We start from the raw sequence: 26,511 nt of genomic DNA, 5'->3' as shown, positions 1-26,511 counted from the left end.
GCCTCTGACACGCAGCGTCGCCACATATGACACTCGATGCCATGGGTTGGGCCGGGGGTCGGGGCCGGGGCCGGGTGCCGGGCGTGCAGGTGTCGCGGCACAGCACGGCACAGCGCAGCGCGGCGCGGCTCGGCACAGCGCGGCGCGGGGCGAGAGCGCGGGGGCGTCAGGAGAGTTCGTCGCGGATGCGGCGGGCCACCTCGGCCGCCGGCATCCGCTTGGGGAAGACCGCGACGACCACGTCGTCCTCCGCCGGTGCGGCGGGCGCGCCGACGCCGAAGCGGTCGAGGCACACGTCGAGTGCGGCGCGCAGCACCGAAGCGGGCACGCGCTTGCCGCCGCGCAGCAGACGGCGCAGCACGTGGTTGTGCACGGCCGTCACCGACGCGGCGAAGGCGACGGCGTCGAGGGGGTCGAGACCGGGGAGAGCGCCGCGCAGGTAGTCGCCGAAGAGCCGCTCGTACCGGAACACCGTGACGATCTCGCGGTCGCGGAGCGCCGGCACGCCGCGCACCACGGCGTAGCGTCGCCGGGCCAGCTCGGGGTCCGCGGCGAAGTGACGGTAGACGCGCAGCGATCCCTCGCAGACGGCCTGCCACGGATCGGCATGCGGGGCGGCGAACCACTCGCGCAGCCGGGCCAGGAGCAGCTCGTGATCGGCGAAGACGACGTCGTCCTTGCCGCCGAACTGTCGGAAGAAGGTGGATCGCGAGATCCCCGCGGCCTGCGCGATCTGGTCGACCGAGGTCGCCTCGAAGCCCTGCCGGGCGAAGAGGTCGAGCGCGGCGACGACGACGTCGGTCCGCGCGGCCACAGGGGAGGGTGTGTCGCTCATCGGTGAGCAAGCCTAGACCCGGTGTCGATGAGCGGGGTGTGGAACCTGTCAACCCCGATGGCGGGTGATGCCACGCGCACTTGACTGGCCCGATGACGTCACTGTGGAAGGCGCACGGCCGCACGATCGAGGGCTCCCCGTTCGACCACGGCGCCCGCCACGAGATCGTGATCGTGGGCGCCGGGATCACGGGCCTCAGCACCGCCCTGATTCTCGCCCGCGAGGGCAGGGACGTCGCGCTCCTCGAGGCGGGTGAGATCGCGCAGCTCGCCACCGGCGCGAACACCGGCAAGGCGTCGCTGCTGCAGGGCACGCGTGCCTCGACGCTGCGCGCGCACCATCCGGCGTCGCTCGTGCGGGCGTACGTCGACGCGAACCGCGACGGGCAGCGGTGGCTGCGGGCCTTCTGCGCCGAGGCGGGTGTGCCCGTCGTCGACCGCACCGCCTACACGTACGCGCACACGCCCGCGGGCATGCCCGACGTGCAGGCCGAGTTCGAGGCGGCCCGCGAAGCCGGACTGCCGGTGCGGATGACGAGCCCCGCCGATCTCGATGGCCTCCCGTTCCCCGCCGTGGGTGCGGTCGCCCTCGCCGGGCAGTTCAGCATCGATCCGGATGCGGTGGCGATCGCCCTCGCGCACGCGTTTCTGGCCGCGGGCGGGACACTGCACACCGGCGTGCGGGTCACCGGCGTCTCGGTGCTCCCCTCGCCTCGCGTGCGCACCGAGAAGGGGGATGTGGCCGCCGAGCAGATCGTGCTCGCCACCGGCACGCCCATCGCGGATCGCGGGCTGTACTTCGCGAAGGTCTCGGCCATGCGCTCCTACGCGATGGCCTTCGCCCTCCCGGACGGCGTGGAGGTGCCGGAGGGCATGTACCTCTCGGCCGACGAGCCCGCGCGTTCGCTCCGTGCGGTGGGGGAGTCCGACGGCGCGATCGGCGCCATCCGGCTCGTCGTGGGCGGCAACGGGCACGCGGTCGGGCGCACGGCATCCGAACAGGAGAGGTACGACGACCTGGAGCGGTGGACGACCGCGCACTTCCCCGGCGCCGAGGCGGTGTTCCGGTGGTCGGCGCAGGACTACGAGTCGCACAACAGGGTGCCGTTCATCGGTGTCCTCCCGCGCAGCGCCGGGCGGATACGGTTCGCGACGGGCTTCGCCAAGTGGGGGCTGACGAACGGCCCGGCGGCGGCGCTGCGCATCGCGGCCGAGATCGGGGGCGTGCCCCGTCACGACCGCCCGCTCTGGATGACGCAGATCGGGACGCGGCTCACCGTGCCCGCGGACATCGGTCGCGGTGCCGTCGAGAACGCCAAGGTCGGCGCCGCGGCGGCGCGGGGATGGGTGGGCGCGCTCGCGAGTCCCGTGCCCGTGGTGCGGCCCGCCGAGGGCGAGGGCGTCGTCGCGGAACGCGGCGGGCGCCCGGTCGCGATCTCGACCGTCGCCGGGCGCACCCGTGCGGTGAGCGCCGTCTGCCCGCACCTCGGCGGCGTCCTCGCCTGGAACGACGCCGAATGCACGTGGGACTGCCCGCTGCACGCCTCGCGCTTCGCGGCCGACGGCGCACGCATCGAGGGGCCCGCCGTCTCGGATCTGACTCTCCTGCGCGGTGAGCACGAAGACTGAACGCGGCAGACGCGGCGGGGCGGGGCGCTCGCTGCGCCTGCGCACATCCTGAACGAGGGGACGCCGGCCGGGGAGTAGGCTTTAACACGGTCGATATCTCGACGTCGAGACGTTTTGCGTCATTCCCACCCGTCGCCACAGCGAAGGAAACCCCGTGGATCTGTACGAGTACCAGGCACGTGATCTTTTCGAGAAGTACGAGGTGCCGGTGCTTGCCGGCATCGTCGCCGACACTCCGGAGGAGGTGAAGGCGGCCGCTGAGAAGCTCGGCGGTGTCGTGGTCGTGAAGGCTCAGGTCAAGACCGGCGGACGCGGCAAGGCCGGCGGCGTCAAGGTCGCGAAGACCCCCGACGAGGCGTTCGACGCAGCCAAGACGATCCTCGGTCTCGACATCAAGGGCCACGTCGTCAAGCGCGTCATGGTCGCCGCCGGTGCGAGCATCGAGCGCGAGTTCTACTTCTCGGTCCTGCTGGACCGCTCCAACCGCTCCTACCTCTCGCTCGCCAGCGTCGAGGGCGGCATGGAGATCGAGCAGCTCGCCGTCGAGAAGCCCGAGGCGCTCGCGCGCATCGAGGTCAACCCGCTCACCGGGATCGACAAGACGAAGGCCGTCGAGATCGCCCGTGCCGGTGGCTTCCCCGAAGACCTCGTCGAGAAGGTCTCCGACGTCTTCGTGAAGCTCTACGACGTGTACAAGGGCGAGGGCGCTACCCTCGTCGAGGTCAACCCGCTGATCCTCGACGGAAACGGCGACATCGTCGCGCTCGACGGCAAGGTCACGCTCGACGACAACGCGTCCGAGGTGCGTCACCCCGAGCACGAAGAGCTCGAGGACAAGGACGCCGCCGACCCGCTCGAGGCCAAGGCCAAGGCCTCCGGTCTCAACTACGTCAAGCTCGACGGCCAGGTCGGCATCATCGGCAACGGCGCGGGCCTGGTCATGTCCACGCTCGACGTCGTCGCCTACGCGGGCGAGAACCACGGCGGCGTGAAGCCGGCCAACTTCCTCGACATCGGCGGCGGCGCCTCGGCGACCGTCATGGCCGCGGGCCTGGACGTCATCCTCGGTGACGAGCAGGTCAAGAGCGTGTTCGTCAACGTCTTCGGCGGCATCACCTCGTGCGTCGCCGTGGCCGACGGCATCGTGAAGGCACTCGAGATCCTCGGCGACACCGCCACCAAGCCGCTCGTCGTGCGTCTGGACGGCAACCAGGTCGAAGAGGGCCGCGCCATCCTCGCCGCCGCCAACCACCCGCTCGTGACCCTCGCCGCCGGTATGGACGAGGGCGCCGACAAGGCCGCCGCTCTGGCGAACGCCTGACCCGACGCATCCGGATAAGGGACTGAGAATATGTCGATCTACCTCAACAAGGACTCCAAGGTCATCGTCCAGGGCATCACGGGCGGCGAGGGCACCAAGCACACCGCGCTCATGCTGAAGGCGGGCACCAACGTCGTCGGCGGCGTCAACGCGCGCAAGGCCGGCACGACCGTGAGCCACACCGACGCCGACGGCAACGCCGTCGAGCTGCCCGTGTTCGCCAGCGTCGCCGAAGCCATCGAGAAGACCGGCGCCGACGTGTCGATCGCGTTCGTTCCGCCCGCGTTCACGAAGGACGCCATGATCGAGGCCATCGACGCCGAGATCGGCCTGCTCGTGGTGATCACCGAGGGCGTGCCCGTCGGCGACACCGCCGAGGCCTGGGCCTACGCCCAGTCCAAGGGCAACACGACCCGCATCATCGGCCCGAACTGCCCCGGCATCATCACGCCCGGCGAGGCGCTCGTGGGAATCACGCCCGCGAACATCACCGGCAAGGGCCCGATCGGCCTCGTCTCGAAGTCGGGCACGCTGACCTACCAGATGATGTTCGAGCTGCGCGATCTGGGCTTCTCGACCGCCATCGGCATCGGCGGCGACCCGGTCATCGGCACCACCCACATCGACGCGCTCGCCGCGTTCGAAGCCGACCCCGAGACCAAGGCGATCGTGATGATCGGCGAGATCGGCGGCGACGCCGAAGAGCGTGCGGCCGACTACATCCGCGCCAACGTCACCAAGCCCGTCGTGGGCTACGTCGCGGGCTTCACGGCTCCCGAGGGCAAGACCATGGGCCACGCCGGCGCCATCGTGTCGGGCTCCGCGGGCACCGCACAGGCCAAGAAGGAAGCCCTCGAGGCCGCGGGCGTCAAGGTCGGCAAGACGCCGTCCGAGACCGCTGCCCTCATGCGCGAGGTCATCCAGGGTCTCTGACCCCACTCCGACGAAGGGCGGATGCCGCGGCCACACGCCGCCGCATCCGCCCTTCGTCTGTGTGCGGTGGATGCGGCGGGCCGACCACCGACCCTCGAGTCGCCGGGTGGGGGTAGCGTGAAGGCATGCCGCTGACAGGGGAATACAAGCCGAGCACGTCCGAGTGGGCCCGCACCCAGGCCGAGACGTACGAGGCGTCGGGTGGAACCGAGGCCAACGAGCTCCGGGGCGTGCCGATCATCGTTCTGACCACCGTCGGAGCCTCCTCCGGGGCCCTGCGCAAGACCGCGCTGATGCGGGTCGAGCACGACGGACGCTACCTCGTGGTGGCCTCGAAGGGCGGCGCGCCCGAAGAGCCCGCCTGGGGGCGCAACATGCGCGAGCACCCGCACGTCGAACTGCAGGACGGCGCCGTCAAGCGCGACTACGACGCCCGCGAGCTCGACGGCGCCGAACGCGACGAGTGGTGGCAGCGCGCGGTCGCGGTCTGGCCCGACTACGACCAGTACCAGACCAAGACCGACCGGCGCATCGCCATCTTCGTTCTCGAACCGCGCGACGCCTGAGCGGCGCCGACCCGCTCCTCGCCGGCCTCAGCCGCCGAGGAGCATCTCGATCGGTCCGCGAGCGAAGAACACGACGAAGCCCGCGGCGACGACCCACAGCAGCGGGCTGATCGTGCGCGCGGCGCCCGAAAGCGACCGCACGATCACCCAGCTGACGAAGCCCGCGCCGATGCCGTCGGCGATCGAGTAGGTCATGGGCATCACGATGACGGTCAGGAAGACCGGGATCAGCACCGAGATGTCGGTCAGATCGAGCAGGCGGATCTGGCTCATCATCAGGGCGCCCACGATGACGAGCGCCGCCGAGGCGATCTCGGTGGGCACGATGGTCGTCAGCGGGGTGATGAACATGGCGAGCAGGAACAGCACGCCGGTGACGAGGTTCGCGATCCCCGTGCGCGCGCCCTCGCCGATGCCCGTGCCGGACTCGAGGAACACGGTGTTCGACGACGACGAGGTGAGCCCGCCCGCGACGGCGCCGACGCCCTCGACGATGAGCGCCGACCGCAGCCGCGGGAAGTTGCCGCGCTCGTCCGCGAGGTCGGCCTCGCGCGAGAGCCCGGTGAACGTGCCCATCGCGTCGAAGAAGTTCGTGAAGAGCAGGGTGAACACGAGCATCGTGGCGGCCAGTACGCCGATGCGCTCGAACGAGCCGAAGCTGATCTGACCCACGAGGCTGAGATCGGGCAGGCTCACGATGGAGGCGGGCAGCTCCGGCACCGTGAGCGACCAGCCGCCGGGGTTGACCGCCCCGTCGGCCGCCACCTTCGGCCCCAGGTGCCAGATGGCCTCGACCACGACCGAGGCGACCGTGCCGCCGACGAGCCCGATGAGCAGAGCGCCCTTGACCTTGCGCGCCAGCAGGATCGCGGTGACCAGCAGGGTCAGCACGAACAGCAGCGTCGGCACGGTGGCGATCGACCCGTCGACGCCGAGGCCGACCGGCGGTGAGGAGAGGCCCGTCGACTGCACGAACCCGGCGTTGACCAGGCCGATGAACGCGATGAACAGGCCGATGCCGACCGTGATCGCGGTCTTGAGCGCGAGGGGCACGGCGTCGAAGATCATGCGGCGCAGCCCCGTGACCGCGAGGAGGACGATGAGCAGGCCGTTGATGACGACCAGGCCCATGGCCTCCGGCCACGTCACCTGACCGACGACGCTCACCGCGAGGAACGAGTTGATGCCGAGTCCCGCGGCGAACGCGAAGGGCAGACGCGCGACCAGACCGAACAGGATCGTCATGGCGCCGGCGGTGAGAGAGGTGGTGGCGGCGACCTGCGCGAAGCCGAGGTTGTCGCCGGCCACATCCGTGCCGCCCGAGAGGATGATCGGGTTGAGCACCACGATGTAGGCCATCGCGACGAACGTGACGATGCCGCCGCGGATCTCGCCGCCGAGCGTCGCGCCGCGCGCGGTGAGGCCGAAGTAGCGGTCGAGACGGCCGCGCGGAGCGGGGGCGGGGGAGTCGGGGGCGGTGGGGGGAACGGTGGGAGGAGCGTCGTGCACCCCACGACGTTAGTCGCCCGCGGGCCTCGATGCGCGATCGTGGCCCGGCAAAACCTCGCCGCCAGCGTGGGACGCCGGCGCGCTCAGCCGGGCTGGGTAAGGTCGTCGAGGCATGCAACGCGTCCTCGTCATCCTCCTCTCCGCGCTCGACGCCCTCGTCGCCGCGGCCATCGGCGTCGCGGTCGCGCTGGCGCCGCTCACCGTGCTCTGGTTCGTCGCCTTCGGCGCGCCCGACCTGGGCCTGATCTGGCAGAGCTCGGCGGTGATCTGGCAGCTGGGTCACGTCGTGCCGGTCGCCGTGACGCTTCCCGAGGCCTACCTCGCGCAGACCGGCATCGACGCGTCGGTCGCCTCGTTCTCGCTGTCGCTGGCTCCGCTGGCCCTCGCGGCCTTCACCTTCCTGTTCGCCGCGCGCTCCGGCGCCCGCGCGGGCCGGGCCGGGGCGGGGCTCACCGGCGCCCTCTCGGGCTCGCTCGTGTTCGCCGCACTGGCGGCGCTCGTGGCGCTGACGGGCGCGGCACCCGCGGCGTCGGTCGAGCTGTGGCAGGCCATCCTCTTCCCCGTCGCGTTCTACGCCGCGGGCAGCGTCGCGGGCGTGGTGCGGGTCGGATGGAACGCCGGCGACGGCGGCTCCATCGACGCCCTGCGCGGCGTCCTCGACCGGCGCCCCGGGGCCTGGCCCGAGGTGCCCGAGCTCCTGGCCCGCGGCGGCGCCATCGCGCTCACCGGGCTGATCGGTGCCGGTGCGCTGGCCCTCGCCGTCGCGCTCGTCATCCGCGGCCCGCAGATCGTCGCGCTCTCGCAGGCCGCGAACCTCGACGCCCTCGGCGCCGTGGTGGTGGCCTTCGGGCAGGCACTGTACCTGCCGACCCTCGTCATCTGGGCGATCGCCTTCCTCGCCGGCCCCGGCATCGGGCTCGGCGGCGGGAGCCTCGTCGCGCCGGTGGGAACGCAGCTCGGTATCGTCCCCGGCATCCCGGTGCTGGGTGTGCTGCCGGAGACCTCGTCGTCCTGGCTGCTCGCGCTCGCCCTGGTGCCCATCGCCGCGGGCGCCTTCGCCGGGTGGGCGGTGCGCTCGCGCCTCGAGCCGCGGGGGAGCGCCGCCGATGCCGAGACCCCCGGCATCCTCTGGACGCTGACGGGCGGCATCGCGCTGATCGCCGCGCTCGGCACGGCCCTGCTGTGCACGCTGGCCAGCGGATCGATGGGCCCGGGCCGCCTCGCCGAGGTCGGTCCCGACGCGGCCATCGTGGGCGTGACGGTCGGCATCGAGGTGGGACTCGGCGCCGCCATCCTGCTGCTCTCACCCCGGCGTCGCTCCGCCGCGCGCGTCGGGTCGTCCGGGTCGGACCACCTCCGCTCCCGAGACGAGGACGATCGGTCCGCCCGAGGGCTTCCGGGGGCCGAGAGTCCTCTGTCGGGTCGATCGTCCTCATCCGGATGGGGCGGGTCGGCGCTCGGATGGGGCGGGTCGACGGGAACGGCACGGGAGGGCGACGACGCCGATCCGGATGAGGCGGGCCCGCGCCGCTAGACTGTGCGGGTGTTCACGGTGGCCGTACTCATCTCCGGCACCGGCTCGAATCTCCGAGCCCTGCTGGAAGCCGCGACGGACCCCGAGTTCCCCGCGCGTGTGGTCGTCGTGGGCGCCGATCGCGAGGCCGACGGCCTGCTGCACGCCGAACGCTTCGGCATCCCGAGCTTCGTCGTGCCCTGGCGCGGCGCCGCGGAACGCGCCGAGTGGGGCGAAGAGCTGCACCGCCAGCTGCAGGTGTGGCAGCCCGACCTGGTCGTGCTGTCGGGCCTGATGCGCCTCCTGCCCCCCGACGTCGTCGCCGCGTGGAGCCCCCGGCTCATCAACACCCACCCCGCGTACCTGCCCGAGTTCCCCGGCGCCCACGCCGTGCGCGACGCCATCGCCGCCGGCGCCACCCGCACCGGCGCGAGCGTGATCGTGGTGGACGACGGCGTCGACACCGGCCCGATCCTCGCGCAGGAGCGGATCGCGGTCGTCGCCGGTGACGACGAGCACCTGCTGCACGAGCGCATCAAACCCGTCGAACGACGTCTGCTGATCGACGTCGTGCGCCGTATCGCCACCGGCGAGCTCCAGCTCGCCCCCACCGTCTGACCGACCGCCCACCCGCAGACCGCACCACCTCGAGGAGTCCCATGGCCGGGCCCAGCCACGATCCGTCCCTTTACCGCGACCGCGACGTCGTCCCCGTGCGGCGCGCGCTCGTCTCGGTCAGTGACAAGACCGACCTCCGCCCGCTGGCGGACGCGCTCATCGCCGCCGGCGTGGAGATCGTCTCGACGGGGTCCACCGCGCAGACGATCCGCGACGCCGGGCACCCCGTCACCGACGTCTCGAGCGTCACCGGGTTCCCCGAGTCGCTCGACGGACGCGTCAAGACGCTGCACCCCGGTGTGCACGCGGGTCTGCTGGCGGACCTCCGCCTCGCCCACCACGAGCAGCAGCTCACCGACCTCGGCATCTCGCCGTTCGAGCTCGTCGTGGTGAACCTGTACCCCTTCGTCGAGACCGTGGCCTCCGGCGCCACCGGCGACGCCGTCGTCGAGCAGATCGACATCGGCGGCCCCGCGATGGTGCGGGCCTCGGCAAAGAACTACGCGAACGTCGCGATCGTCGTCTCGCCCGAGTCGTACCCGGCCATCATCGAGGCCATCGGCCAGGGCGGCACGAGCCTCGCCCAGCGGCGCGAGCTCGCGGCGCGCGCGTTCGCCCACACCGCCACCTACGACCGCGCGGTCGCGGAGTGGTTCTCGGCGGGAACCCTCGCCGAGGGCGAGGAGCTGCCCTCGCACCTGACGATCAAGGCCGAGCGGCTCGCGACGCTGCGTTACGGCGAGAACTCGCACCAGCGCGCGGCGATCTACAGCCGCGTCGGCGGTCACGGCATCGCGCAGGCTACGCAGCTGCAGGGCAAGGAGATGTCCTACAACAACTATGTCGATGCGGATGCGGCCCTGCGCGCGGCGTTCGACATGGTGCAGCCCGCGGTGGCGATCATCAAGCACGCCAACCCGTGCGGCATCGCCGTCGGCGCCCCGAACGCGCTCGACCCGATCGCGAGCGCCCACCTGCGCGCCCACGAGTGCGACCCGGTGTCGGCGTTCGGCGGCGTCATCGCCGCCAACCGCACCGTCACGCTCAAGATGGCGGAGAACCTGCGCGACATCTTCACCGAGGTCATCGTGGCGCCCGACTTCGAGCCGGAGGCCCTCGAGCTCTTCGCGCTGAAGAAGAACCTCCGCGTGCTGCAGCTGCCGCTCGACTGGCAGCAGGAGCGGATGGACGTGCGGCTGGTCTCCGGCGGACTGCTGCTGCAGGACGCCGACCGGTTCCCCGACGACATCGACTCCGTCGCCACCGACTGGGAGCTGGTCGCGGGCGAGCAGCCGGAGGGCTCGGCCATGACCAACCTGATCTTCGCGTGGAAGGCGTGCCGCGCGGTCAAGTCCAACGCCATCGTCCTGGCGAAGAACTCCGCCACGGTCGGGATCGGCATGGGCCAGGTCAACCGCGTCGACTCGTGCCGCCTGGCGGTCGAGCGCGCGGGCGATCGCGCCGTCGGCTCGGTCGCCGCATCCGACGCCTTCTTCCCGTTCTCGGACGGCCCGCAGGTGCTGCTCGACGCCGGCATCACGGCGATCGTGCAGCCGGGCGGATCGGTGCGCGACGAGGAGACCATCGCGCTCGCGCGCGAGCACGGCATCACGATGTTCTTCACCGGAGAGCGTCACTTCTACCACTGAGCCGCCGGGACGGCGGCGGGCTTCGCCTGCCCCGGCCTCCCGTCACGCAGGTGACATCCGCCCTGCAGGAGATTCCCTCGAGAATCCTCCTGCAGGGCGGCCTTCTCCTGCGATGGGGACGTGGCGCCCGCCGGGGGCCTCGGGGTGCGCGGTCAGGCGGTGGGGCGCCCGTAGGTCTCGAGCAGGCGCAACCAGACCTCGCTGACGGTCGGGTACGACGGCACGGCGTGCCAGAGGCGGGTGAGCGGTACCTCGCCCACGATCGCGATCGTGGCCGAGTGCAGCAGCTCGGCGACCTCGGGGCCCACGAAGGTGGCGCCGATGAGGACCCCGCGATCCTCGTCGACGATGGCCCTCGCCATGCCCTCGTAGTGATCGGCCTGGGTGGAGGCCCCCGCGACCCACGACAGGTCGTAGTCGAGCACGCGGATGGTGTGCCCCGCTGCCCGTGCGGATGCCTCGGTGAGCCCCACGGAGGCGACCTCGGGGTCGGTGAACGTCACCTGCGGGACGGCGGCGTGATCGGCGGTGGCGACGTGCACGCCCCACGGCGCGTCATCCACGGTGCCGCCCTGCGCCCGCGCGGCGATGACATCGCCGGCCGCCCGGGCCTGGTACTTGCCCTGATGGGTGAGGAGCGCCCGATGGTTGACGTCGCCGACGGCGTACAGCCAGTCGGTGCCGGTGACGAGCATCGTGTCGTCGACCTCGAGCCAGTCGCCCGGAGCGAGGCCCACGGCATCCACCCCCAGGTCGCCGGTGCGCGGGGTGCGCCCCGTCGCGACGAGCACGCGCTCGGCGCGGATGCGGATGCCCCCGGAGAGCTCGAGCTCGGCCTCGCCGTCGACCGTCGTGGCCGACAGGACGTCGGTGTGACGCAGGATGCGGACGCCCCGCGCCTCGAGCGCGGCGCCCACGCGCTCGCCCGCGAACGGCTCCATCGTGCCCAGCAGCGTGCCCCGGACGACGAGGGTCACCTCGCTGCCGAGGTCGGAGAAGGCCGTCGCCATCTCGGCGGCCACGACGCCGCCGCCGATGATCGCCAGCGAGGCGGGCACCTCGCGCACGCTCGTGGCCTCCCGGCTCGTCCACGGCTGGATGTCGGCGAGCCCGGGGGTGTCGGGGAGGAGCGCGGCGGTGCCGGTGCAGACGGCCACCGCGTGGCGCGCGACCAGCTCGGTGACGGAGCCGTCGGCCGCCGTCACGCTGACGCGCTTCTCGCCGGTGAGACGGCCGTGCCCGCGGACGAGGTCGATGCCGGCCGAGGACAGCCACTCGACCTGCGACGAGTCGTTCCAATCGTGGGTCAGGCCGTCGCGGCGGCGCAGGACGCCGGCGACGTCGGGCCCGCCCGACACGGACTGGGATGCGCCATCCACATCCCGCGCGGCGCGGAGTACGGCGCCGGCACGCAGGAGGGCCTTCGAGGGCATGCACGCCCAGTAGGAGCATTCGCCGCCCACCAGCTCGCTCTCGACGATGACGGCGGTGAGGCCGGCTTGCACGGCCCGGTCGGCGACGTTCTCGCCCACGGGTCCTGCGCCGATCACGATGAGGTCGTAGGTGCGTTCGCTCATACCGCCGACGGTACCGCCCCGCCCGCGGCGCGGGGGAGGGCTTGCGCCGCCCCTTCCCGCCCGATGTCGCGCCCGGCGGCGTGAGGTGCGCCCGCACAACGGCGGATCCGAGGCGCGACACCCCGTGCCGGGGCGGGTGGATGCGGGGTGTCGGGGTGTGCGGTCCGCCGTTGTGCGCGCCCGACCCGGCCGTGGTCGCCCGCGCGGTAACACCGCGCGGCGTCGTCCGCAAGGGGTGGCGTTCTCGTCTGAACCGGTTTAGGTTCGAGGCAGTTGGTTTCCGATCCGCACGAAGGAGTGCTGTGACTGCTGCATCCCGGCCCACCATCGCCGATGTCGCGCGCGCCGCCGGCGTGAGCAAGGGGCTCGTGTCGTTCGCCCTGAACGGCCGACCGGGCGTGGCCGCCGACACCCGGGCCCGGATCCTCGCCGCGGCCGACGACCTGGGATGGACGCCGAGCGTCCGCGCCCGCTCGCTCAGCACCGGGCGCTCGTTCGCGTGCGGGCTGGTGATCGGTCGTAGCCCGGATGTGATCGCCGCCGACCCCTTCTTCCCCTCGTTCATCGCGGGTGTCGAGGACGAGTTCTCCACGACCGGTCAGGTGCTGGTGCTGGCGGTGGCCGCCCCCGGGGAGGAGGAGACCGAGGTCTACCGCACGCTCGCCGCCGGGCGCCGGGTGGACGGCGTGATCCTCAGCGACCTCCGCGCCGCGGACGACCGCATCGCCCTGGTGGAAGAGCTGGGGCTCGCCGGCGTGACGCTGGGCGTCCCCGACATCCGGAGCCCCTTCTCGTCGGTGTCGATCGACGACGGCGCCGGCGTGCGCGCGGCCGTCGACCACCTCGTGTCGCTCGGCCACACCCGGCTCGCGCACATCGCCGGACCCTCCTGGATGCTGCACGCCGCGCACCGGCGCGCGGCGTTCGACGACGCCGTCGCGACGGCCGGCATCGACGCGATCGTCGTCGAGACCGACTTCTCGGCTGCCCAGGGCGCCGCCGCGACCGAGCACCTGCTCGATCTGGATGAGGCGCCCACCGGCATCGTCTACTCCAACGACCAGATGGCGGTGGCGGGACTCGGGGTCGCGCAGCGACGCGGCATCCCGGTGCCCGCGCAGCTCTCGCTCACCGGATTCGATGACACCGACATCGGCCGCTATCTGTACCCCGCTCTCACGAGCGTCGCCACCCAGGCCCGGCTCTGGGGCAGTCGTGCGGCCCGCAGCCTGCTGGATGCCGTGGCCGGCGCCGATCCCGAAGAGATCGCGCTTCCCTCACCCACCCTCATCGTGCGCGGGTCGACGGGGCCCGCGCCCCATCCCCCCACGCGCGGCTCCGGCCGCGCCTGACCCAAGGAGCAATGACATGCGACGACGCATTCTCATCGCGGCGACCTCGGCCGCCGGCATCCTCGCCCTCACCGCCTGCGGCGGCGGAGGGTCGAGCGACGGCGGCAGCGAGAGTCGCGGCGACATCACCATCTGGTACTCGAACAACGAGTCGGAGATCGCCTGGGGCGAGCAGATGGTGGACGCCTGGAACGCGGCGAACCCCGATGAGCAGGTGACGGCGCAGGAGATCCCCGCCGGATCTTCGAGCGAGGAGGTCATCGGGGCGGCCATCGCCGCCGGCAACGCCCCCTGCCTCATCTTCAACACGTCGCCCGCGGCCGTGCCGCAGTTTGAGAAGCAGGGCGGGCTGGTGAACCTGTCGTCGTTCTCCGACGGCGACGACTACATCACCGCGCGCAGCGGCGAGCTGGCCGAGCAGTACCGTTCGGCCGACGGTGACTTCTACCAGATGCCGTGGAAGTCCAACCCGGTGATGATCTTCTACAACAAGGCGCTGTTCGCGCAGGCCGGCCTCGACCCCGAGAACCCGGCGCTGTCGACCTACGACGACTTCCTCCAGACGGCGCAGACGCTGAAGGATGCGGGCGTCGCGCCCTATGCGATCAACCCCGCGCCGACGAGCGAGTTCTTCCAGTCGTGGTTCGACTTCTACCCGCTCTACGCGGCCGAGACCGGCGGGACGCAACTCGTGGAGGACGGCACCGCCACCTTCGACGACGCCGCCGGTGAGAGCGTCGCCGAGTTCTGGCGCACGATCTACGCCGACCAGCTGGCCGGTCAGGAGCAGTACCAGGGCGACGCGTTCGCCGACGCGTATGCCGCGATGGCGATCGTCGGTCCGTGGGCGATCGACGTGTACGGCGACGACGTGGACTGGGGCGCCGTGCCGGTGCCCACGAGCGCGGGCACTCCGGCGGACGAGACCTGGACGTTCAGCGACGCCAAGAACGTGGGCATGTTCACCGCGTGCGACAACCAGGCCACCGCCTGGGACGTGCTGAAGTTCGCCACCAGCGAGGAGCAGGACGGCGCGTGGCTGACCGAGACCGGACAGATGCCGCTGCGACAGGACCTCACCGAGACCTACCCGGAATTCTTCGCCGAGAACCCGGCCTACGAGCAGTTCGGCGACCAGGCGTCGCGCACGGTCGAGGTGCCGAACGTGGCCAACTCCGTGGAGATCTGGCAGGCCTTCCGCAACGGCTACTCCGAGGCGGTCATCTTCGGCGACGGCGACATCGCCGCCTTCCTCACCGACACCGCGGCCGAGGTCGACCGCCTCGCCGCGGAGGGATGAGATGACCACCGACGCACCGCGCGTCGAGGGGCGGGCCGGGAGAGAACCCGGCCGCCCCGGGCGGGCGGGCGAGGATCCGCGCGCCGCCGGCGGCCGTCGCACGCGGCGACGGATCCTCGGGGCCCAGCCCTTCGGCATCCTCCTCAGCGCGCCGTACCTGATCTTCGTGATCGTGGTCTTCGCCTACCCCGTCGTGTTCGCGGTGTGGATGGCGTTCCACGACTTCTTCTTCGCCGCGCCGGGAGCGGATGTCGACACCCCGTTCGTGGGCTTCGACAACTTCGTCACCGTCATCAACGACCCCGCCGTGTGGCGCTCGTTCGGCAACGTCGGGATCTTCCTGATCATCAACGTGCCGCTCACCGTCGTGCTGTCGATCGTGCTGGCGAACGCCCTCAACAAGGTCGTGCACGCCCGCACCTTCTTCCGCGTGAGCTACTACGTGCCCTACGTCACCGCATCCGTCGCGGTCGTCGCGGTGTGGCTCTTCCTCTTCTCCGGCGGCGGCCTGGTCAACACGGTGCTGGGGCCCCTCGCCCCGCAGCCGTCGTGGCTCGTGAACTCCGCGCTGGCGATGCCGACGATCGCGTTCTTCGTCACGTGGAAGGGGTTGGGGTTCTACATCCTGCTCTACCTCGCCGCCCTGCAGAACGTGCCCAAGGAGCTGTACGAATCGGTCTCGGTCGACGGCGGCGGGCGCCTGCGCCAGTTCTTCTCGGTCACCGTGCCGGGAGTGCGCCCCGCGACGCTGCTGGTGGTGCTGCTGGCCACCATCACCGGCGCCAACCTCTTCACCGAGCCCTACCTGCTCACCGGCGGCGGCGGCCCGAACGGCGCCTCCGCGTCGCCCGTGCTGCTGATCTACCAGAAGGGAATCGAGCAGGGGAACCCGGATGTGGCGGCCGCCATCGGCGTCATCCTCATCCTGTTCGTGCTCATCATCGCGGCGATCCAACGTCGCTTCGTCGGAGGGGAGGAACGATGAGACGCGCACTCGGCAGCAAAGCCGCCCTCTACGTGGTGCTGAGCCTCGGCGCCCTCGTCTTCCTCTTCCCGTTCTGGTACATGATCGTCGGATCGCTGCAGGAGGACGTCGATCCGTCGATCGCCGGTGCCTTCCCGAATCCGGGGAACCTGACGCTCGACAACTACACGTCCATCAACGACCGCATCAACCTGCTGCAGGGGCTGGCGAACTCCGGCATCTTCACCGGGGGAGTGATCCTCGGCACGGTGGTGTTCGGAACCCTCGCCGGCTATGCGCTCGCGGTGCTGCACTGGCGCGGGCGGGGATTCGTCTTCGGTCTCGCGCTGCTCGTGCAGGTGGTGCCGTTCCAGCTGTTGATGATCCCGCTCTACGTGATGATCGCGCGCGACTACGGTCTCGCCGACAACTACCTGGGCATGATCCTGCCGTTCTTCATCAACTCCACCGCGGTCGTGATCTTCCGGCAGTACTTCCTGCAGGTGCCGCGGGAGCTCTTCGACGCCGCCCGTATCGACGGCGCGGGGGAGTTCCGGCTGCTGTGGAGCGTCGCCCTGCCGCTGGTGCGCCCGGCGCTGCTCACGGTCGTGCTGCTGACCTTCATCGGTCCGTGGAACGAGTTCCTCTGGCCGTTCCTCATCACGAAGGAAGCCTCGATGCAGCCGCTGGCCGTGTCGCTGGCGAACTTCATCTCGAACGTCGCGGCGTCCACCTCCAACCCGTTCGGCGCCATGATGGCCGGCGCCGTCGTGCTCGCCGCCCCCGCGGTGCTGCTGTTCATCCTGTTCCAGCGGTACTTCACCACCAATGACCTCGGTTCCTCAGTGAAAGGTTGACCATGACCGGATCTCCCACCGACATCCCCTACCGGCTCACCCGCGTCGGCATCGTGATGACGCCCGACCCCACCGACGCCCGCGAGGCGGAGGGCGTCCTCAATCCCGCATCCGGACGCGGCCCCGACGGCGAGCTCTACCTGCTGCCGCGACTTGTCGCCGAGGGCAACGTGTCGCGCGTGGGCATCGCCCGCGTCGTCGTGGCCGAGGGTGCGCCCGTGGCCGTCGAACGCGAGGGCATCGTGCTCGAACCCGACCGGGGATGGGAGCGCGGCGTCGGCAACGCGGGCGTCGAGGACCCCCGCACGACGTGGATCGACGCCCTCGGGCTGCACGTCATGACGTACGTGGCGTACGGCCCGCTCGGCCCCCGCACCGCCATCGCGGTGTCGGAGGATCTGCGGGACTGGCGCCGGCTGGGCCCCGCGCTCTTCCGGTACCAGGAGGACCTCGACATGGACCTCAACCTGTTCCACAACAAGGACACGGTGTTCTTCCCCGAGCCCGTCACGGCCCCCGATGGCCGCGCCGCCCTGGCGGTGCTGCACCGGCCCATGTGGGACCTCGGCGAGACGCGCCCCGGTCAGGGCGTGCGCGTGCCGGCCGGGGTCACCGATCAGCGGCAGTCCATCTGGATCAGCTACGTGCCGCTCGACGCCGTGCAGGCGGATGTCGCCGCCCTCGCGCTGTGGGAGCAGCACCACTTCGTCGCGGGGCCGGAGTTCCCGTTCGAGGCGCTGAAGATCGGCGGCGGGCCGCCCCCGCTCCGTGTCCCCGAGGGGTGGCTGGTGCTGCACCACGGGGTGACGGGCGTGATCGACAGCGCGTTCTCGCAGCAGCAGAAGGTCAACTACGCCGCCGGTGCGCTGCTGCTCGACGCCGACGACCCGCGCCGGGTGCTCGCCCGCACCCCGGAGCCGCTGCTCGCACCCGAGACCGCCGACGAACGCAGCGGCATCGTGCCCAACGTCGTCTTCCCCACCGCGATCGAGGAGATCGACGGCCGCCACTTCGTCTTCTACGGCATGGCGGACTCGAAGATCGGCGTGGCCCTGCTCGAACGAACCGACACCTGACCGCCCGGCGCGCCGCATCCCCGGATCGCGGCGCGCCGGCCCCATCCCCCCGGAAGGACCCCATGTTCTCGCTCGCACACCGTCGTGCGCGCGTCTCGGCACTCGTCGGGACCACCGCGCTCGCGCTCACCCTCGGCGTCGCCGTGCCCGCGCACGCCGCATCCGCAGAGACGTCCCGTACCGCGCCCGCCACGAGCGCGCCGGCCGCGCCCCTGACCAACCTCGACCACCTCGACTTCCTGCTCGACCAGGCGACGCCGCCGGCGGATGTGCCCGGGCACACGACCTACCGTCTCGCCGAGGAGCCGGAGCTCACGCTGCCGTGGACCTATGCCGACGCCCGCGACGGCGGCACGTTCGAACGCGTCGGCGGCGGCCCGCTCGACCCCGCCACCGGGTACTGGGAGCAGGGCGCCTACAACGCGGACGACATCACGCGCGCCGCGGTGGTCTACCTGCGGCACTGGCAGCAGACCGGCGCCGAGAGCAGCCGCACGTCGGCGTACGAGCTGCTGCGCGCCACGGCGTACCTGCAGACGACGGACGGCCCGAACGCGGGCAACGTCGTGCTGTGGATGCAGCCCGACGGCACCCTCAACCCGTCGGCCGAGCCGATCGAGCTGCCCGACCCGTCGGATTCCGGGGCCTCGTACTGGCTCGCGCGCACGGTGTGGGCGCTCGGCGAGGGGTATGCGGCGTTCCAGGACGCCGATCCCGCGTTCGCGGCGTTCCTCGAGGAACGTCTGGCGCTGGCTCTGGGCGCCGTCGAGCGGCAGAGCCTCGTCCGGTACGGGCAGTGGACCGAGGCCGACGGCGTGCGGGTCCCCGCCTGGCTCATCGTCGACGGCGCGGATGCCTCGGCCGAAGCCGCCCTCGGGCTCGCGGCGCGGGTCTCGGCCCGCCCCGACGACACCGTGGCGGCCGATGCGCTGCGCAAGCTCGCCGAGGGCATCGCCGCGATGTCGGCGGGCGACGCGCGCGCGTGGCCGTACCAGGCGGTGCTGCCGTGGGCGCAGTCGCCGACCATGTGGCACGCGTGGGCGTCGCAGGCGCCCGCGGCGCTGGCGGCCGCATCCACGGCATTGAACGATCCCACGCTGGCCGAGCCCGCCCGGCGCGATGCGGCGGTGTTCACACCGACACTGCTGACCGCCGGCGGCCCCGACAACGGCTGGTACCCGTCACCGACCGATCGGGTGCAGATCGCCTACGGTGCCGACTCGCGCGTGCAGTCGCTGCTGGCCGTCGCCGATGCGACCGGGTCGCAGGCCTTCACCGCGCTCGCAGGGATGCAGGCGGCCTGGTTCTTCGGCGCGAACCACGCCGGGGCCGTGATGTACGACCCGGCGACGGGCGTGACCTTCGACGGACTGCAGACCGACGGCACGGTCAATCGCAACAGCGGCGCCGAATCCGCCATCCACGGCCTCCTCACGATGCTCGCGTTGGATGCCCACCCGGAGGTGGCGGCGCGCGCCGTCGCCGTGACGGAGATCACCGACCGCGACGGGCTCGAGCTCGTCGAGGCGGAGGCGGCGATCGAGACGAACGGCGACATCACGACCCCGGAGTCCTGGACCGGCGAGTCCAGCTGGTCGGGCGACGCCCTCACCCTCGGGGCGGGGGAGCACGCCGTCTTCGACATCGGAACCGACGCGACGCGGCGATGGGTCGAGCCGGTCGTCTGGGCCGAGCCCGGTGAACGCAGCATCTCGACCTGGCGCAGCGGGCGCCTGCCCGTGGGACTCCTGAACGACGTGGGACCGGCCCAGGGCATCTCCCCGACCGCCGGCGTGCTGCGTCCGCGCTCGCTCGATGCGCCCGTGCTCGCCACCCGAGACGAGCTGCGCGTCGATGTGCGCCACGGCACGCTCGCCCTCGACGCCCTGCTGGTGCGTCCCGTCGTGTCGCGCCTGCAACTGGGCGGTGGCGGGGTGAGCGATCTCGTGCACTCCAGTGCGGCCCTGCCGCAGCCGGCGACGATCGGGGTCGATGGCGCCGCCGTCACCGTGCGGGTCTACGACGCGCGCGGCGAGCTGGCCGGTGTCCTCGCCGCGACGGGCGAGTGCACGATCGTGCTGCCTCCCGGCGGCCTCGCGATCGCCGAGGGCTGACCCGACACATCCGGGCGGGCGTGGCGCCGTTGGGCGCCCGCCCGCCCCGTCCGGTTCTCGTGTCGGGCGCCCGGCTGGCCTCATCCCGCCCCGATCCGGTCCCCTGGCCACCCCATCCGTGCACAACGGCGGATGGGGCCGGCGACACGCCGGTGGGGCGGGCGTCGTGGCCGGCGTGTCGGCCGCCCCCATCCGCCGTTGTGCGGATGAGGGTGCCTCCCGGCATCCCGTTCGTCGCCTCGTAGACCCGTCCGGCCCCCGGCCCACCCATCCCGCCTCCTCCCGTCCCATCCATCCATCCCGCCCGGCCCCGTCCCGCCCCATCCCGCTTCGTTCCGGTCGCCTGGCGACCCCGTCCGTGCACAACGGCGGATGGGGCCGGCGACACGCCGGTGGGGCGGGTGTCGGGGTCGGCGTGTCGGTCGCCTCATCCGCCGTTGTGCGGATGAGGGCGCCTCCCGGCCTCCCGTTCGGTCGCCTCGTCCGTCGCCCATCCGGCCCCCGCCCCGCCCGGCCCCATCCCGCCCCATCCCGCTTCGTTCCGGTCGCCGGGCGACCCCGTCCGTGCACAACGGCGGATGGGGATCGCGACACGCCGGTGGGGCGGGTGCCGGAGGCGGCGTGTCGGGGTGGGCGTCCGCCGTTGTGCGGATGGGGAACCCCACCCACCCAGCCCGGCCACCCCACCCAGCCCGGCCACCCCACCCACCGCACCGTCATGTCCGATTTCCGCGAGCGAGTGGGGGAGGGGCGTGTCAGGCTGGGGAGGTGAGCCTGCCGAGCATGACCTTCGACGAGCGGTATCGCGTGATCCAGTCGCGCGACCCGCGCTTCGACGGACAGTTCGTGACGGCGGTGCGATCGACCGGCATCTACTGCCGCCCGAGCTGCCCCGCGCGCACGCCGCTGGCGCGCAACGTGTCGTTCTTCGCGACCTCGGCCGCCGCGCACGAGGCGGGGTACCGGGCCTGCAAACGCTGCCTGCCCGAAGCCGCCCCCGGCTCGCCGGCCTGGCATCTGCGCGGCGACATCTCCGCGCGGGCCATGCGCCTCATCGCCGACGGGGTCATCGAGCGCGACGGGGTGACGGGGCTCGCGGCCCGGCTCGGGTACTCGAGCCGGCACCTGACGCGCCTGCTGACCGCCGAGCTCGGCGCGGGTCCGCTCGCCCTCAGCCGTGCCCACCGCGCGCACACGGCCCGCATGCTGCTGGTGGGCACCGACCTGCCGGCCGCCGAGGTGGCGTTCTCCGCCGGCTTCGCGAGCGTGCGGCAGTTCAACGAGACCGTGCAGGACGTCTTCGCGATGACCCCGCTGCAGTTGCGGGCGCGCCGTCGGTCCGGGGGTGAGCCGGCGGCCGGCGCGATCGATCTGATCCTGCCCCACCGCGGGGCGCTCGACGCCGCGGGCCTGTTCTCGTGGATGTCGGTGCGCGCGCTCGACGGCGTCGAGACGGCGACGGCCACCTCGTTCGCCCGCACCGTGCAGTTGCCCGCGGGCCCGGCGTGGTTCGAGCTGCGTCAGGATGCGGTCGGCCGCATCCGGATGCGCACGCGACTCAGCCAGTTGCGCGACCTGCCCGCCCTCATCAGCCGCGCGCGCCGGCTGTTCGACCTCGATGCGGACCCCGTCGCCGTCGACCAGGCGCTCGCCGCCCACCCCGAGGTCGCCCCCGCCGTCGCAGCGCTTCCCGGCATCCGCGTGCCGGGCGCGATCGATCCCCACGAGATGCTCATCCGCGCGATGGTCGGGCAGCAGATCACGGTCGCGGCGGCGCGCACGGCGCTCACCTCGCTGGCCACCGCCCTCGGCGAGCCCACGACCATCGCCGAGGGGGCCGAGCGGCTCTTCCCGACGATGGCGGCGATCGCCGAGCGCGGGCACGAGGTCCTCCGGGGCCCCGCGGCGCGCATCCGGGCGATCCGCGGTGCTGCGGCAGCCCTGGCTGAGGGAACGCTCACGCTCACCGCCGGCGACGACGGCCCGACGCAGCGGCAGGCGCTGCTCGCCATGCCCGGCATCGGACCCTGGACGGCGGACTACGTGCGGATGCGGGTGCTGGGAGATCCGGATGTGTTCCTGCCCGGCGACGTCGCGGTCCGCAACGGTGCGGCGGCGATCGGGCTGCCGGGCGACGCCGCGGACCTCGACCGCTGGGCATCGCGCACCGCGCCCTGGCGCAGCTACCTGACAGCGCATCTCTGGCGCGCCGCACCCCCGACCCGACGCGTCAGCCGTCGTACCACCGCCCGCATCGACCTCCTCGAGGAGACCCCATGAGCACTCTGCAGACGATCGAGACGCCGGACGGCCCGTTCACGATCCTGGCGGATGACGAGGGCCGGGTCATGGCGTCCGGCTGGACCACCGACGCCGCGACGATCCTCGAGCGCCTTCATCCCACCCGGCGCCCGACCGACATCCGCCCGGGGGAGACGGCGGCCGCGGAGGCCGCGATCGCGTTCTACGACGGCGACGTCGCGGCGATCGACACGGTGGCGGTGGCGCAGCGCGGTACGCCGCTGCAGCTGCGCGGCTGGGCGGCGCTGCGCGCGATCGCCCCGGGCGCGCCGCTCACCTACACCGGGTTCGCGGCGGCGCTCGGGCAGCCGACGGCGGTGCGCGCGGCTGCCTCCATCTGCGCCCGCAACGCCCCGGCCCTGTTCGTGCCGTGCCATCGCGTGCTGCGCACCGACGGCACACTGGGCGGATTCGCCTGGGGTCTCGACGTCAAGCGCAGCCTGCTCGCCCGCGAAGCCGCCTGAGCTGCCTGCCCCGGCGCCCGGGGAAGAAGATCGTCGAGCCCGTGGTTGTGTTCAGCGAATACCCAGCCGTAAGCTGGAGGGCTGACGTCGCATCCGCGGCGGCGGCCCGTCACGTCGAGGAGGAAGACATGCATCAGGCCATCGTCGCCATGAAGATTCCCGCCTCGCTTCCGGCCCTCGCCCGCCGTTCTTAGCCGCCGGCCCCGCGCCGCATCCCCCCTTCGCCGCGCGTGGCGACGTCGTCGCCCGCGTGCTCTCGCCCGTCGCTTTCGTCGAGGATCATGACTGTCACGCCCTCTCGCCCCCCGTTGTCCACCGCGCGCTCGCTCGCGCGGCTCTATCCGTTCGCCCGCCCGGTGCTGCCGCGCCTCGTGCTCGGCTTCGTCAGCGCGCTGATCGCTGCCCTCCTCGGCCTCGGCATCCCCCTCGTGCTGGAGGTGATCGTCGGCCCGGACGGTCCGATCTCCTCGGGTGACGCCGGCCTCATCGCGTGGGGCGCCGCCGCGGTGCTGGCACTGGGCCTGCTCGAAGCGCTCATGGTGTGGGCGCGCCGCTGGTTCGTGCTCGCCCCCTCGACCCACGTCGAGTACGAGCTGCGCACCGGCTTCTACGCGCGGCTGCAGCGTCTGCCCGTCGCCTTCCACGACCGCTGGCAGTCGGGCCAGCTGCTCAGCCGCATGATGCAGGACATCAGCCTCATCCGCCGCTGGCTGGCATTCGGGCTGGTGCTGCTGGTCGTCAACGTCATCACGATCGTCGTGGGCTCCGTCATCCTCTTCCGCTGGCACTGGCTGCTGGGCACGGTGTTCGTCGTCTGCTCGATGCCGCTGTGGATCGCCGGGTTCCTGTTCGAGAAGCGCTACGGGATGCTGTCGCGTCAGAGCCAGGACCAAGCCGGCGACCTCGCGACCGCCGTGGAGGAGAGCGTCCACGGCATCCGCGTGCTCAAGGCGTTCGGCCGCGGCTCCCACGCCCTCGGGAACTTCACCCGGCAGGCCGAGACGCTGCGCCAGACCGAGATGCGCAAGGCGTACGCGGTGGGCTGGATCTGGTTCTGGCTCGTGCTGCTGCCCGACATCGCCTTCGCGCTGTGCCTCGGCACCGGCATCTACCTGGCGCAGGCCGGGCAGGTGCAGGTCGACGAGCTCATCGCGTTCTTCGCGATGGCCACGATCCTGCGGTGGCCGGTCGAGTCGATCGGCTTCCTGTTCTCGTTCCTGGTCGACGCCCGCACGGCGACCGACCGCATCTTCGAGGTGTTCGACGAGGAGAACACCATCACCGACCCCGCCGATCCGGTCTCCCTGACCGAGGTGCGCGGCGAGCTCACCTTCGAGGGCACGCACTTCCGCTACCAGGATGCGCCCGCGGGCGATCGCGATCTGCTCGACGGCATCGACCTGGTGCTGCGCCCGGGCGAGACCATGGCGCTCGTGGGGCTCACCGGATCGGGCAAGACCACCCTCACCACGCTGCCGGGACGCCTGTACGACGTGACCGGCGGGCGGGTGCTGCTCGACGGCGTGGATGTGCGCGAGCTGAGCCTCACCGAGCTCCGCCGTCACGTGGGCATGGCGTTCGAGGACGCGACCCTCTTCTCCGCCTCCGTGCGCGACAACGTGCTGCTCGGACGCGAGGACCTCGTACCCGGATCCGCCGAAGCCGAGGCGGTGCTCGCCGAAGCGCTGCAGGTGGCGCAGGCCTCGTTCGTCGAGGACCTGCCGAAGGGGCTCGACACCGTCATCGGCGAAGAGGGGCTGAGCCTCTCGGGCGGCCAGCGTCAGCGCCTCGCGCTGGCACGCGCCGTGGCCGCGCGGCCCGCCGTGCTGGTGCTCGACGACCCGCTCTCGGCTCTCGACGTCGACACGGAGGCGCTCGTGGAAGAGGCGCTGCGGGTCGTGCTGGCCGAGACGACCGCGCTGGTCGTGGCGCACCGTCCCTCGACGGTGACGCTCGCCGACCGCGTGGCGCTGCTGGAGGAGGGCCGCGTCACGGCGGTCGGAACGCACTCCGAGCTGCTGCGCACCAATGCTCACTACCGGCACGTGATCTCGAGTCTCGAGGACGAACAGGCGCGTCAGCGCGAGAGGGAGGTGCGGCTGTGAGCTCGGCAACCGTCTCCGGAACCAGCGGCGAGGACCGCTCCGACTACACCCGCGAGGAGAGCCGGTCGATCCGCCGCCGGTCGCTGCGCCTGCTCGGAACCCTGGTGTCGCCGCTGCGGTGGCAGCTGCTGCTGGCCGCCCTCGTGCTGGTCGTGTCGACCGCGCTCCGCGTCGCCGGACCCGCGCTCGTCGGATGGGGCATCTCGAACGCCCTGCCGGCGGTCATCGACCAGACCGACTGGATGCCGACCATCCTCGTCGTGACCGTCTACCTCGCCTCGGGCATCGGCGGTGCCGCCCTCATCGGGTGGTACGCCGTGGTCGCGGCCCGGCTCACGCAGGCCGTCATGATCGATCTGCGCAAGCGCATCTTCCTGCACACGCAGAAGCTGAGCCTGGAGTTCCACGAGTCCTACACGTCCGGGCGCATCATCTCGCGTCAGACGAGCGATCTCGACACCATCCGAGAGCTGCTCGACGGCGGTCTCAACGAACTCGTCTCGGGTCTGCTCTACGGCGGTTTCACCCTCATCGCCCTGCTGCTGCTCGACTGGCAGTCGGGCGTCATCCTCGCGGTCATGGGCCTGCCGCTGGCGCTGCTCATGCGCTGGTTCTACCGGCGCTCGCAGGTCGTCTACCGCGAGTCGCGGGTCGTCAGCGCGCAGGTCATCGTCAAGTTCGTCGAGACGATGACGGGCATCCGCGCCGTCAAGGCCTTCCGGAAGGAGCCGCGCAACGACGACGAGTTCGGCGCGCTGTCGGACCAGTACCGCGACGTGAACATGCGCTCCATCCGGCTCTTCGGGATCTTCGAGCCGGGGCTCATGGCCGTCGCGTCGGTGTCGCTCGCGCTCGTCGTGTTCTGGGGAGGGCTCCGCGTCGTCGACGGCGCGCTCACCCTCGGCTTCCTGCTGTCGGCCGTGCTGTACGTGCGCAACTTCTTCGCGCCCATGCAGGAGGTCGCGTTCTTCCTCAACTCGTACCAGTCCGCCACCGCGGCGCTCGAGAAGGTGTCGGGCGTGCTGGAGGAGGAGCCGACGGTGCCCGACCCGACCGACCCGGAGGATCTCCGCGAGGCGCGCGGCGGCATCCGCTTCGACGGCGTGCGGTTCGGCTACTCGGACGACCGCATCATCCTGCCGGACTTCTCGCTCGACATCCCGGCGGGGCAGACGATCGCGCTGGTCGGCACCACGGGGGCGGGCAAGTCGACCCTCGCCAAGCTCGTCTCGCGGTTCTACGACCCGACGGCGGGCGCGGTGACGCTCGACGGCGTCGACCTGCGGCGGCTGCATCCGAAGGACCTCCGCCGCGCGATCGTGATGGTCACGCAGGAGGCGTATCTGTTCAGCGGCACCGTCGCCGACAACATCGCGCTCGGAAAGCCCGATGCCACGTTCGACGAGATCCAGGCGGCCGCGCGGGCGGTGGGCGCGCACGCGTTCATCGAACGCCTGCCGGACGGCTACGACACCGACGTCAACAAGCGCGGCGGTCGCGTCTCGGCGGGGCAGCGTCAGCTCATCTCGTTCGCCCGTGCGTTCCTGGCCGACCCCGCGGTGCTGATCCTCGACGAGGCCACCGCGTCGCTCGACATCCCGAGCGAGCGGCAGATCCAGGAGGCGCTGGGCACGCTGCTCGCCGACCGTACGGCGATCATCATCGCCCACCGGCTCTCGACCGTCGCGATCGCCGATCGCGTGCTCGTGATGGAGCACGGCCGGATCATCGAGGACGACACCCCGGACGCCCTCATCGCCGGGACCGGCAAGTTCGCGCAGCTGCACGCCGCCTGGCGGGAGTCGCTGGTCTGACCCCGCCGCGTGGTC

20 protein-coding genes are annotated in these 26,511 nt (G+C 72.0%); 17 read left to right on the top strand and 3 right to left on the bottom strand.

The annotated features are described in order from the left end of the window. Nucleotides 1–166 precede the first annotated feature (166 nt). Nucleotides 167–835 carry a TetR/AcrR family transcriptional regulator gene (locus AB0N73_RS03410; protein WP_363560381.1) on the bottom strand — a complete coding sequence of 223 codons (669 nt, stop codon included), beginning with the start codon at nt 833–835 and terminating at the stop codon, nt 167–169. 92 nt (nt 836–927) lie between these two features. Here AB0N73_RS03410 and AB0N73_RS03405 point away from each other — a divergent pair, with 92 nt between their 5' ends. The 4 genes from AB0N73_RS03405 (at nt 928) to AB0N73_RS03390 (ending at nt 5,283) form a co-directional block, all read left to right on the top strand. Beyond that, nucleotides 928–2,463: an FAD-dependent oxidoreductase gene (locus AB0N73_RS03405; protein WP_363560379.1), complete on the top strand. Its 1,536-nt coding sequence runs from the start codon at nt 928–930 to the stop codon at nt 2,461–2,463. Nucleotides 2,464–2,617: 154 nt separating this feature from the next. Continuing rightward, the gene (gene sucC, locus AB0N73_RS03400) at nt 2,618–3,784 is read left to right on the top strand and encodes an ADP-forming succinate--CoA ligase subunit beta (protein WP_363560377.1); all 1,167 of its coding nucleotides are present in this window, start codon (nt 2,618–2,620) and stop codon (nt 3,782–3,784) included. A 30-nt stretch (nt 3,785–3,814) separates the two neighbouring features. Further along, entirely contained in the window at nt 3,815–4,717 is a 903-nt protein-coding gene (gene sucD / locus AB0N73_RS03395; protein WP_363560375.1) for a succinate--CoA ligase subunit alpha, read from the top strand. 125 nt (nt 4,718–4,842) lie between these two features. Beyond that, a complete protein-coding gene (locus AB0N73_RS03390) occupies nt 4,843–5,283 on the top strand; it encodes a nitroreductase family deazaflavin-dependent oxidoreductase (protein ID WP_363560366.1) in 441 nt (146 codons plus the stop codon). 27 nt (nt 5,284–5,310) lie between these two features. Here AB0N73_RS03390 and AB0N73_RS03385 read toward each other — a convergent pair whose 3' ends face one another. Continuing rightward, nucleotides 5,311–6,792 (bottom strand): NCS2 family permease, encoded by a 1,482-nt coding sequence (locus AB0N73_RS03385; RefSeq protein WP_363560364.1) that lies wholly within the window; start codon nt 6,790–6,792, stop codon nt 5,311–5,313. A gap of 112 nt (nt 6,793–6,904) precedes the next feature. Here AB0N73_RS03385 and AB0N73_RS03380 point away from each other — a divergent pair, with 112 nt between their 5' ends. Genes AB0N73_RS03380 through purH form a run of 3 tightly spaced genes read left to right on the top strand, consistent with a single transcriptional unit; the run spans nt 6,905 to nt 10,572 of the window. Next, nucleotides 6,905–8,326 (top strand): DUF6350 family protein, encoded by a 1,422-nt coding sequence (locus AB0N73_RS03380; RefSeq protein WP_363560362.1) that lies wholly within the window; start codon nt 6,905–6,907, stop codon nt 8,324–8,326. Between the two features lie 9 nt (nt 8,327–8,335). Then, on the top strand, nt 8,336–8,923 hold the full coding sequence (gene purN, locus AB0N73_RS03375; protein ID WP_363560360.1) for a phosphoribosylglycinamide formyltransferase: 588 nt from the start codon (nt 8,336–8,338) through the stop codon (nt 8,921–8,923). 41 nt (nt 8,924–8,964) lie between these two features. Further along, nucleotides 8,965–10,572: a bifunctional phosphoribosylaminoimidazolecarboxamide formyltransferase/IMP cyclohydrolase gene (gene purH / locus AB0N73_RS03370; RefSeq protein ID WP_363560358.1), complete on the top strand. Its 1,608-nt coding sequence runs from the start codon at nt 8,965–8,967 to the stop codon at nt 10,570–10,572. 152 nt (nt 10,573–10,724) lie between these two features. Here the strand turns inward: purH and AB0N73_RS03365 are convergent, their stop codons facing one another. Beyond that, a complete protein-coding gene (locus AB0N73_RS03365) occupies nt 10,725–12,149 on the bottom strand; it encodes an NAD(P)/FAD-dependent oxidoreductase (RefSeq protein WP_363560356.1) in 1,425 nt (474 codons plus the stop codon). 302 nt (nt 12,150–12,451) lie between these two features. Between AB0N73_RS03365 and AB0N73_RS03360 the strand changes: the two genes are divergently transcribed. The 10 genes from AB0N73_RS03360 (at nt 12,452) to AB0N73_RS03315 (ending at nt 26,496) form a co-directional block, all read left to right on the top strand. Beyond that, nucleotides 12,452–13,501 carry a LacI family DNA-binding transcriptional regulator gene (locus tag AB0N73_RS03360; protein ID WP_363560354.1) on the top strand — a complete coding sequence of 350 codons (1,050 nt, stop codon included), beginning with the start codon at nt 12,452–12,454 and terminating at the stop codon, nt 13,499–13,501. Between the two features lie 16 nt (nt 13,502–13,517). Further along, entirely contained in the window at nt 13,518–14,801 is a 1,284-nt protein-coding gene (locus AB0N73_RS03355) for an extracellular solute-binding protein (protein WP_363560352.1), read from the top strand. A 1-nt stretch (nt 14,802) separates the two neighbouring features. Continuing rightward, nucleotides 14,803–15,786: a sugar ABC transporter permease gene (locus AB0N73_RS03350; protein ID WP_363560350.1), complete on the top strand. Its 984-nt coding sequence runs from the start codon at nt 14,803–14,805 to the stop codon at nt 15,784–15,786. After that, nucleotides 15,783–16,622 carry a carbohydrate ABC transporter permease gene (locus AB0N73_RS03345; protein ID WP_363560348.1) on the top strand — a complete coding sequence of 280 codons (840 nt, stop codon included), beginning with the start codon at nt 15,783–15,785 and terminating at the stop codon, nt 16,620–16,622. The genes AB0N73_RS03350 and AB0N73_RS03345 overlap by 4 nt, the downstream gene beginning before the upstream one ends. Before the next feature lie 2 nt (nt 16,623–16,624). Further along, nucleotides 16,625–17,698 carry a glycosidase gene (locus tag AB0N73_RS03340; protein ID WP_363560346.1) on the top strand — a complete coding sequence of 358 codons (1,074 nt, stop codon included), beginning with the start codon at nt 16,625–16,627 and terminating at the stop codon, nt 17,696–17,698. A gap of 62 nt (nt 17,699–17,760) precedes the next feature. Further along, complete coding sequence (locus AB0N73_RS03335) at nt 17,761–19,812, top strand: hypothetical protein (RefSeq protein ID WP_363560344.1); 2,052 nt, start codon at nt 17,761–17,763, stop codon at nt 19,810–19,812. Nucleotides 19,813–20,595: 783 nt separating this feature from the next. Then, nucleotides 20,596–22,092 (top strand): Ada metal-binding domain-containing protein, encoded by a 1,497-nt coding sequence (locus tag AB0N73_RS03330; protein ID WP_363560589.1) that lies wholly within the window; start codon nt 20,596–20,598, stop codon nt 22,090–22,092. Next, on the top strand, nt 22,089–22,577 hold the full coding sequence (locus tag AB0N73_RS03325; RefSeq protein ID WP_363560342.1) for a methylated-DNA--[protein]-cysteine S-methyltransferase: 489 nt from the start codon (nt 22,089–22,091) through the stop codon (nt 22,575–22,577). Before AB0N73_RS03330 ends, AB0N73_RS03325 begins: the two co-directional genes overlap by 4 nt. A 281-nt stretch (nt 22,578–22,858) precedes the next feature. Further along, nucleotides 22,859–24,682 (top strand): ABC transporter ATP-binding protein, encoded by a 1,824-nt coding sequence (locus AB0N73_RS03320; protein WP_363560340.1) that lies wholly within the window; start codon nt 22,859–22,861, stop codon nt 24,680–24,682. Further along, a complete protein-coding gene (locus AB0N73_RS03315; RefSeq protein ID WP_363560338.1) occupies nt 24,679–26,496 on the top strand; it encodes an ABC transporter ATP-binding protein in 1,818 nt (605 codons plus the stop codon). The genes AB0N73_RS03320 and AB0N73_RS03315 overlap by 4 nt, the downstream gene beginning before the upstream one ends. The last annotated feature ends 15 nt before the right edge of the window (nt 26,497–26,511 follow it).

Origin of the sequence: Microbacterium sp. NPDC089189 (assembly GCF_040685095.1) — a bacterium.
Lineage (GTDB): Bacteria > Actinomycetota > Actinomycetes > Actinomycetales > Microbacteriaceae > Microbacterium.
This window is presented reverse-complemented; position numbering and strand designations above follow the sequence as displayed.

Bases quoted from the DNA above. Each gene is read 5' to 3' on its own strand.
- AB0N73_RS03410 (WP_363560381.1), bottom strand. From the start codon at position 835: ATGAGCGACACACCCTCCCCTGTGGCCGCGCGGACCGACGTCGTCGTC.
- AB0N73_RS03405 (WP_363560379.1), top strand. From the start codon at position 928: ATGACGTCACTGTGGAAGGCGCACGGCCGCACGATCGAGGGCTCCCCG.
- sucD (WP_363560375.1), top strand. From the start codon at position 3,815: ATGTCGATCTACCTCAACAAGGACTCCAAGGTCATCGTCCAGGGCATC.
- AB0N73_RS03390 (WP_363560366.1), top strand. From the start codon at position 4,843: ATGCCGCTGACAGGGGAATACAAGCCGAGCACGTCCGAGTGGGCCCGC.
- AB0N73_RS03380 (WP_363560362.1), top strand. From the start codon at position 6,905: ATGCAACGCGTCCTCGTCATCCTCCTCTCCGCGCTCGACGCCCTCGTC.
- purH (WP_363560358.1), top strand. From the start codon at position 8,965: ATGGCCGGGCCCAGCCACGATCCGTCCCTTTACCGCGACCGCGACGTC.
- AB0N73_RS03365 (WP_363560356.1), bottom strand. From the start codon at position 12,149: ATGAGCGAACGCACCTACGACCTCATCGTGATCGGCGCAGGACCCGTG.
- AB0N73_RS03355 (WP_363560352.1), top strand. From the start codon at position 13,518: ATGCGACGACGCATTCTCATCGCGGCGACCTCGGCCGCCGGCATCCTC.
- AB0N73_RS03350 (WP_363560350.1), top strand. From the start codon at position 14,803: ATGACCACCGACGCACCGCGCGTCGAGGGGCGGGCCGGGAGAGAACCC.
- AB0N73_RS03345 (WP_363560348.1), top strand. From the start codon at position 15,783: ATGAGACGCGCACTCGGCAGCAAAGCCGCCCTCTACGTGGTGCTGAGC.
- AB0N73_RS03340 (WP_363560346.1), top strand. From the start codon at position 16,625: ATGACCGGATCTCCCACCGACATCCCCTACCGGCTCACCCGCGTCGGC.
- AB0N73_RS03335 (WP_363560344.1), top strand. From the start codon at position 17,761: ATGTTCTCGCTCGCACACCGTCGTGCGCGCGTCTCGGCACTCGTCGGG.
- AB0N73_RS03330 (WP_363560589.1), top strand. From the start codon at position 20,596: ATGACCTTCGACGAGCGGTATCGCGTGATCCAGTCGCGCGACCCGCGC.
- AB0N73_RS03325 (WP_363560342.1), top strand. From the start codon at position 22,089: ATGAGCACTCTGCAGACGATCGAGACGCCGGACGGCCCGTTCACGATC.
- AB0N73_RS03320 (WP_363560340.1), top strand. From the start codon at position 22,859: ATGACTGTCACGCCCTCTCGCCCCCCGTTGTCCACCGCGCGCTCGCTC.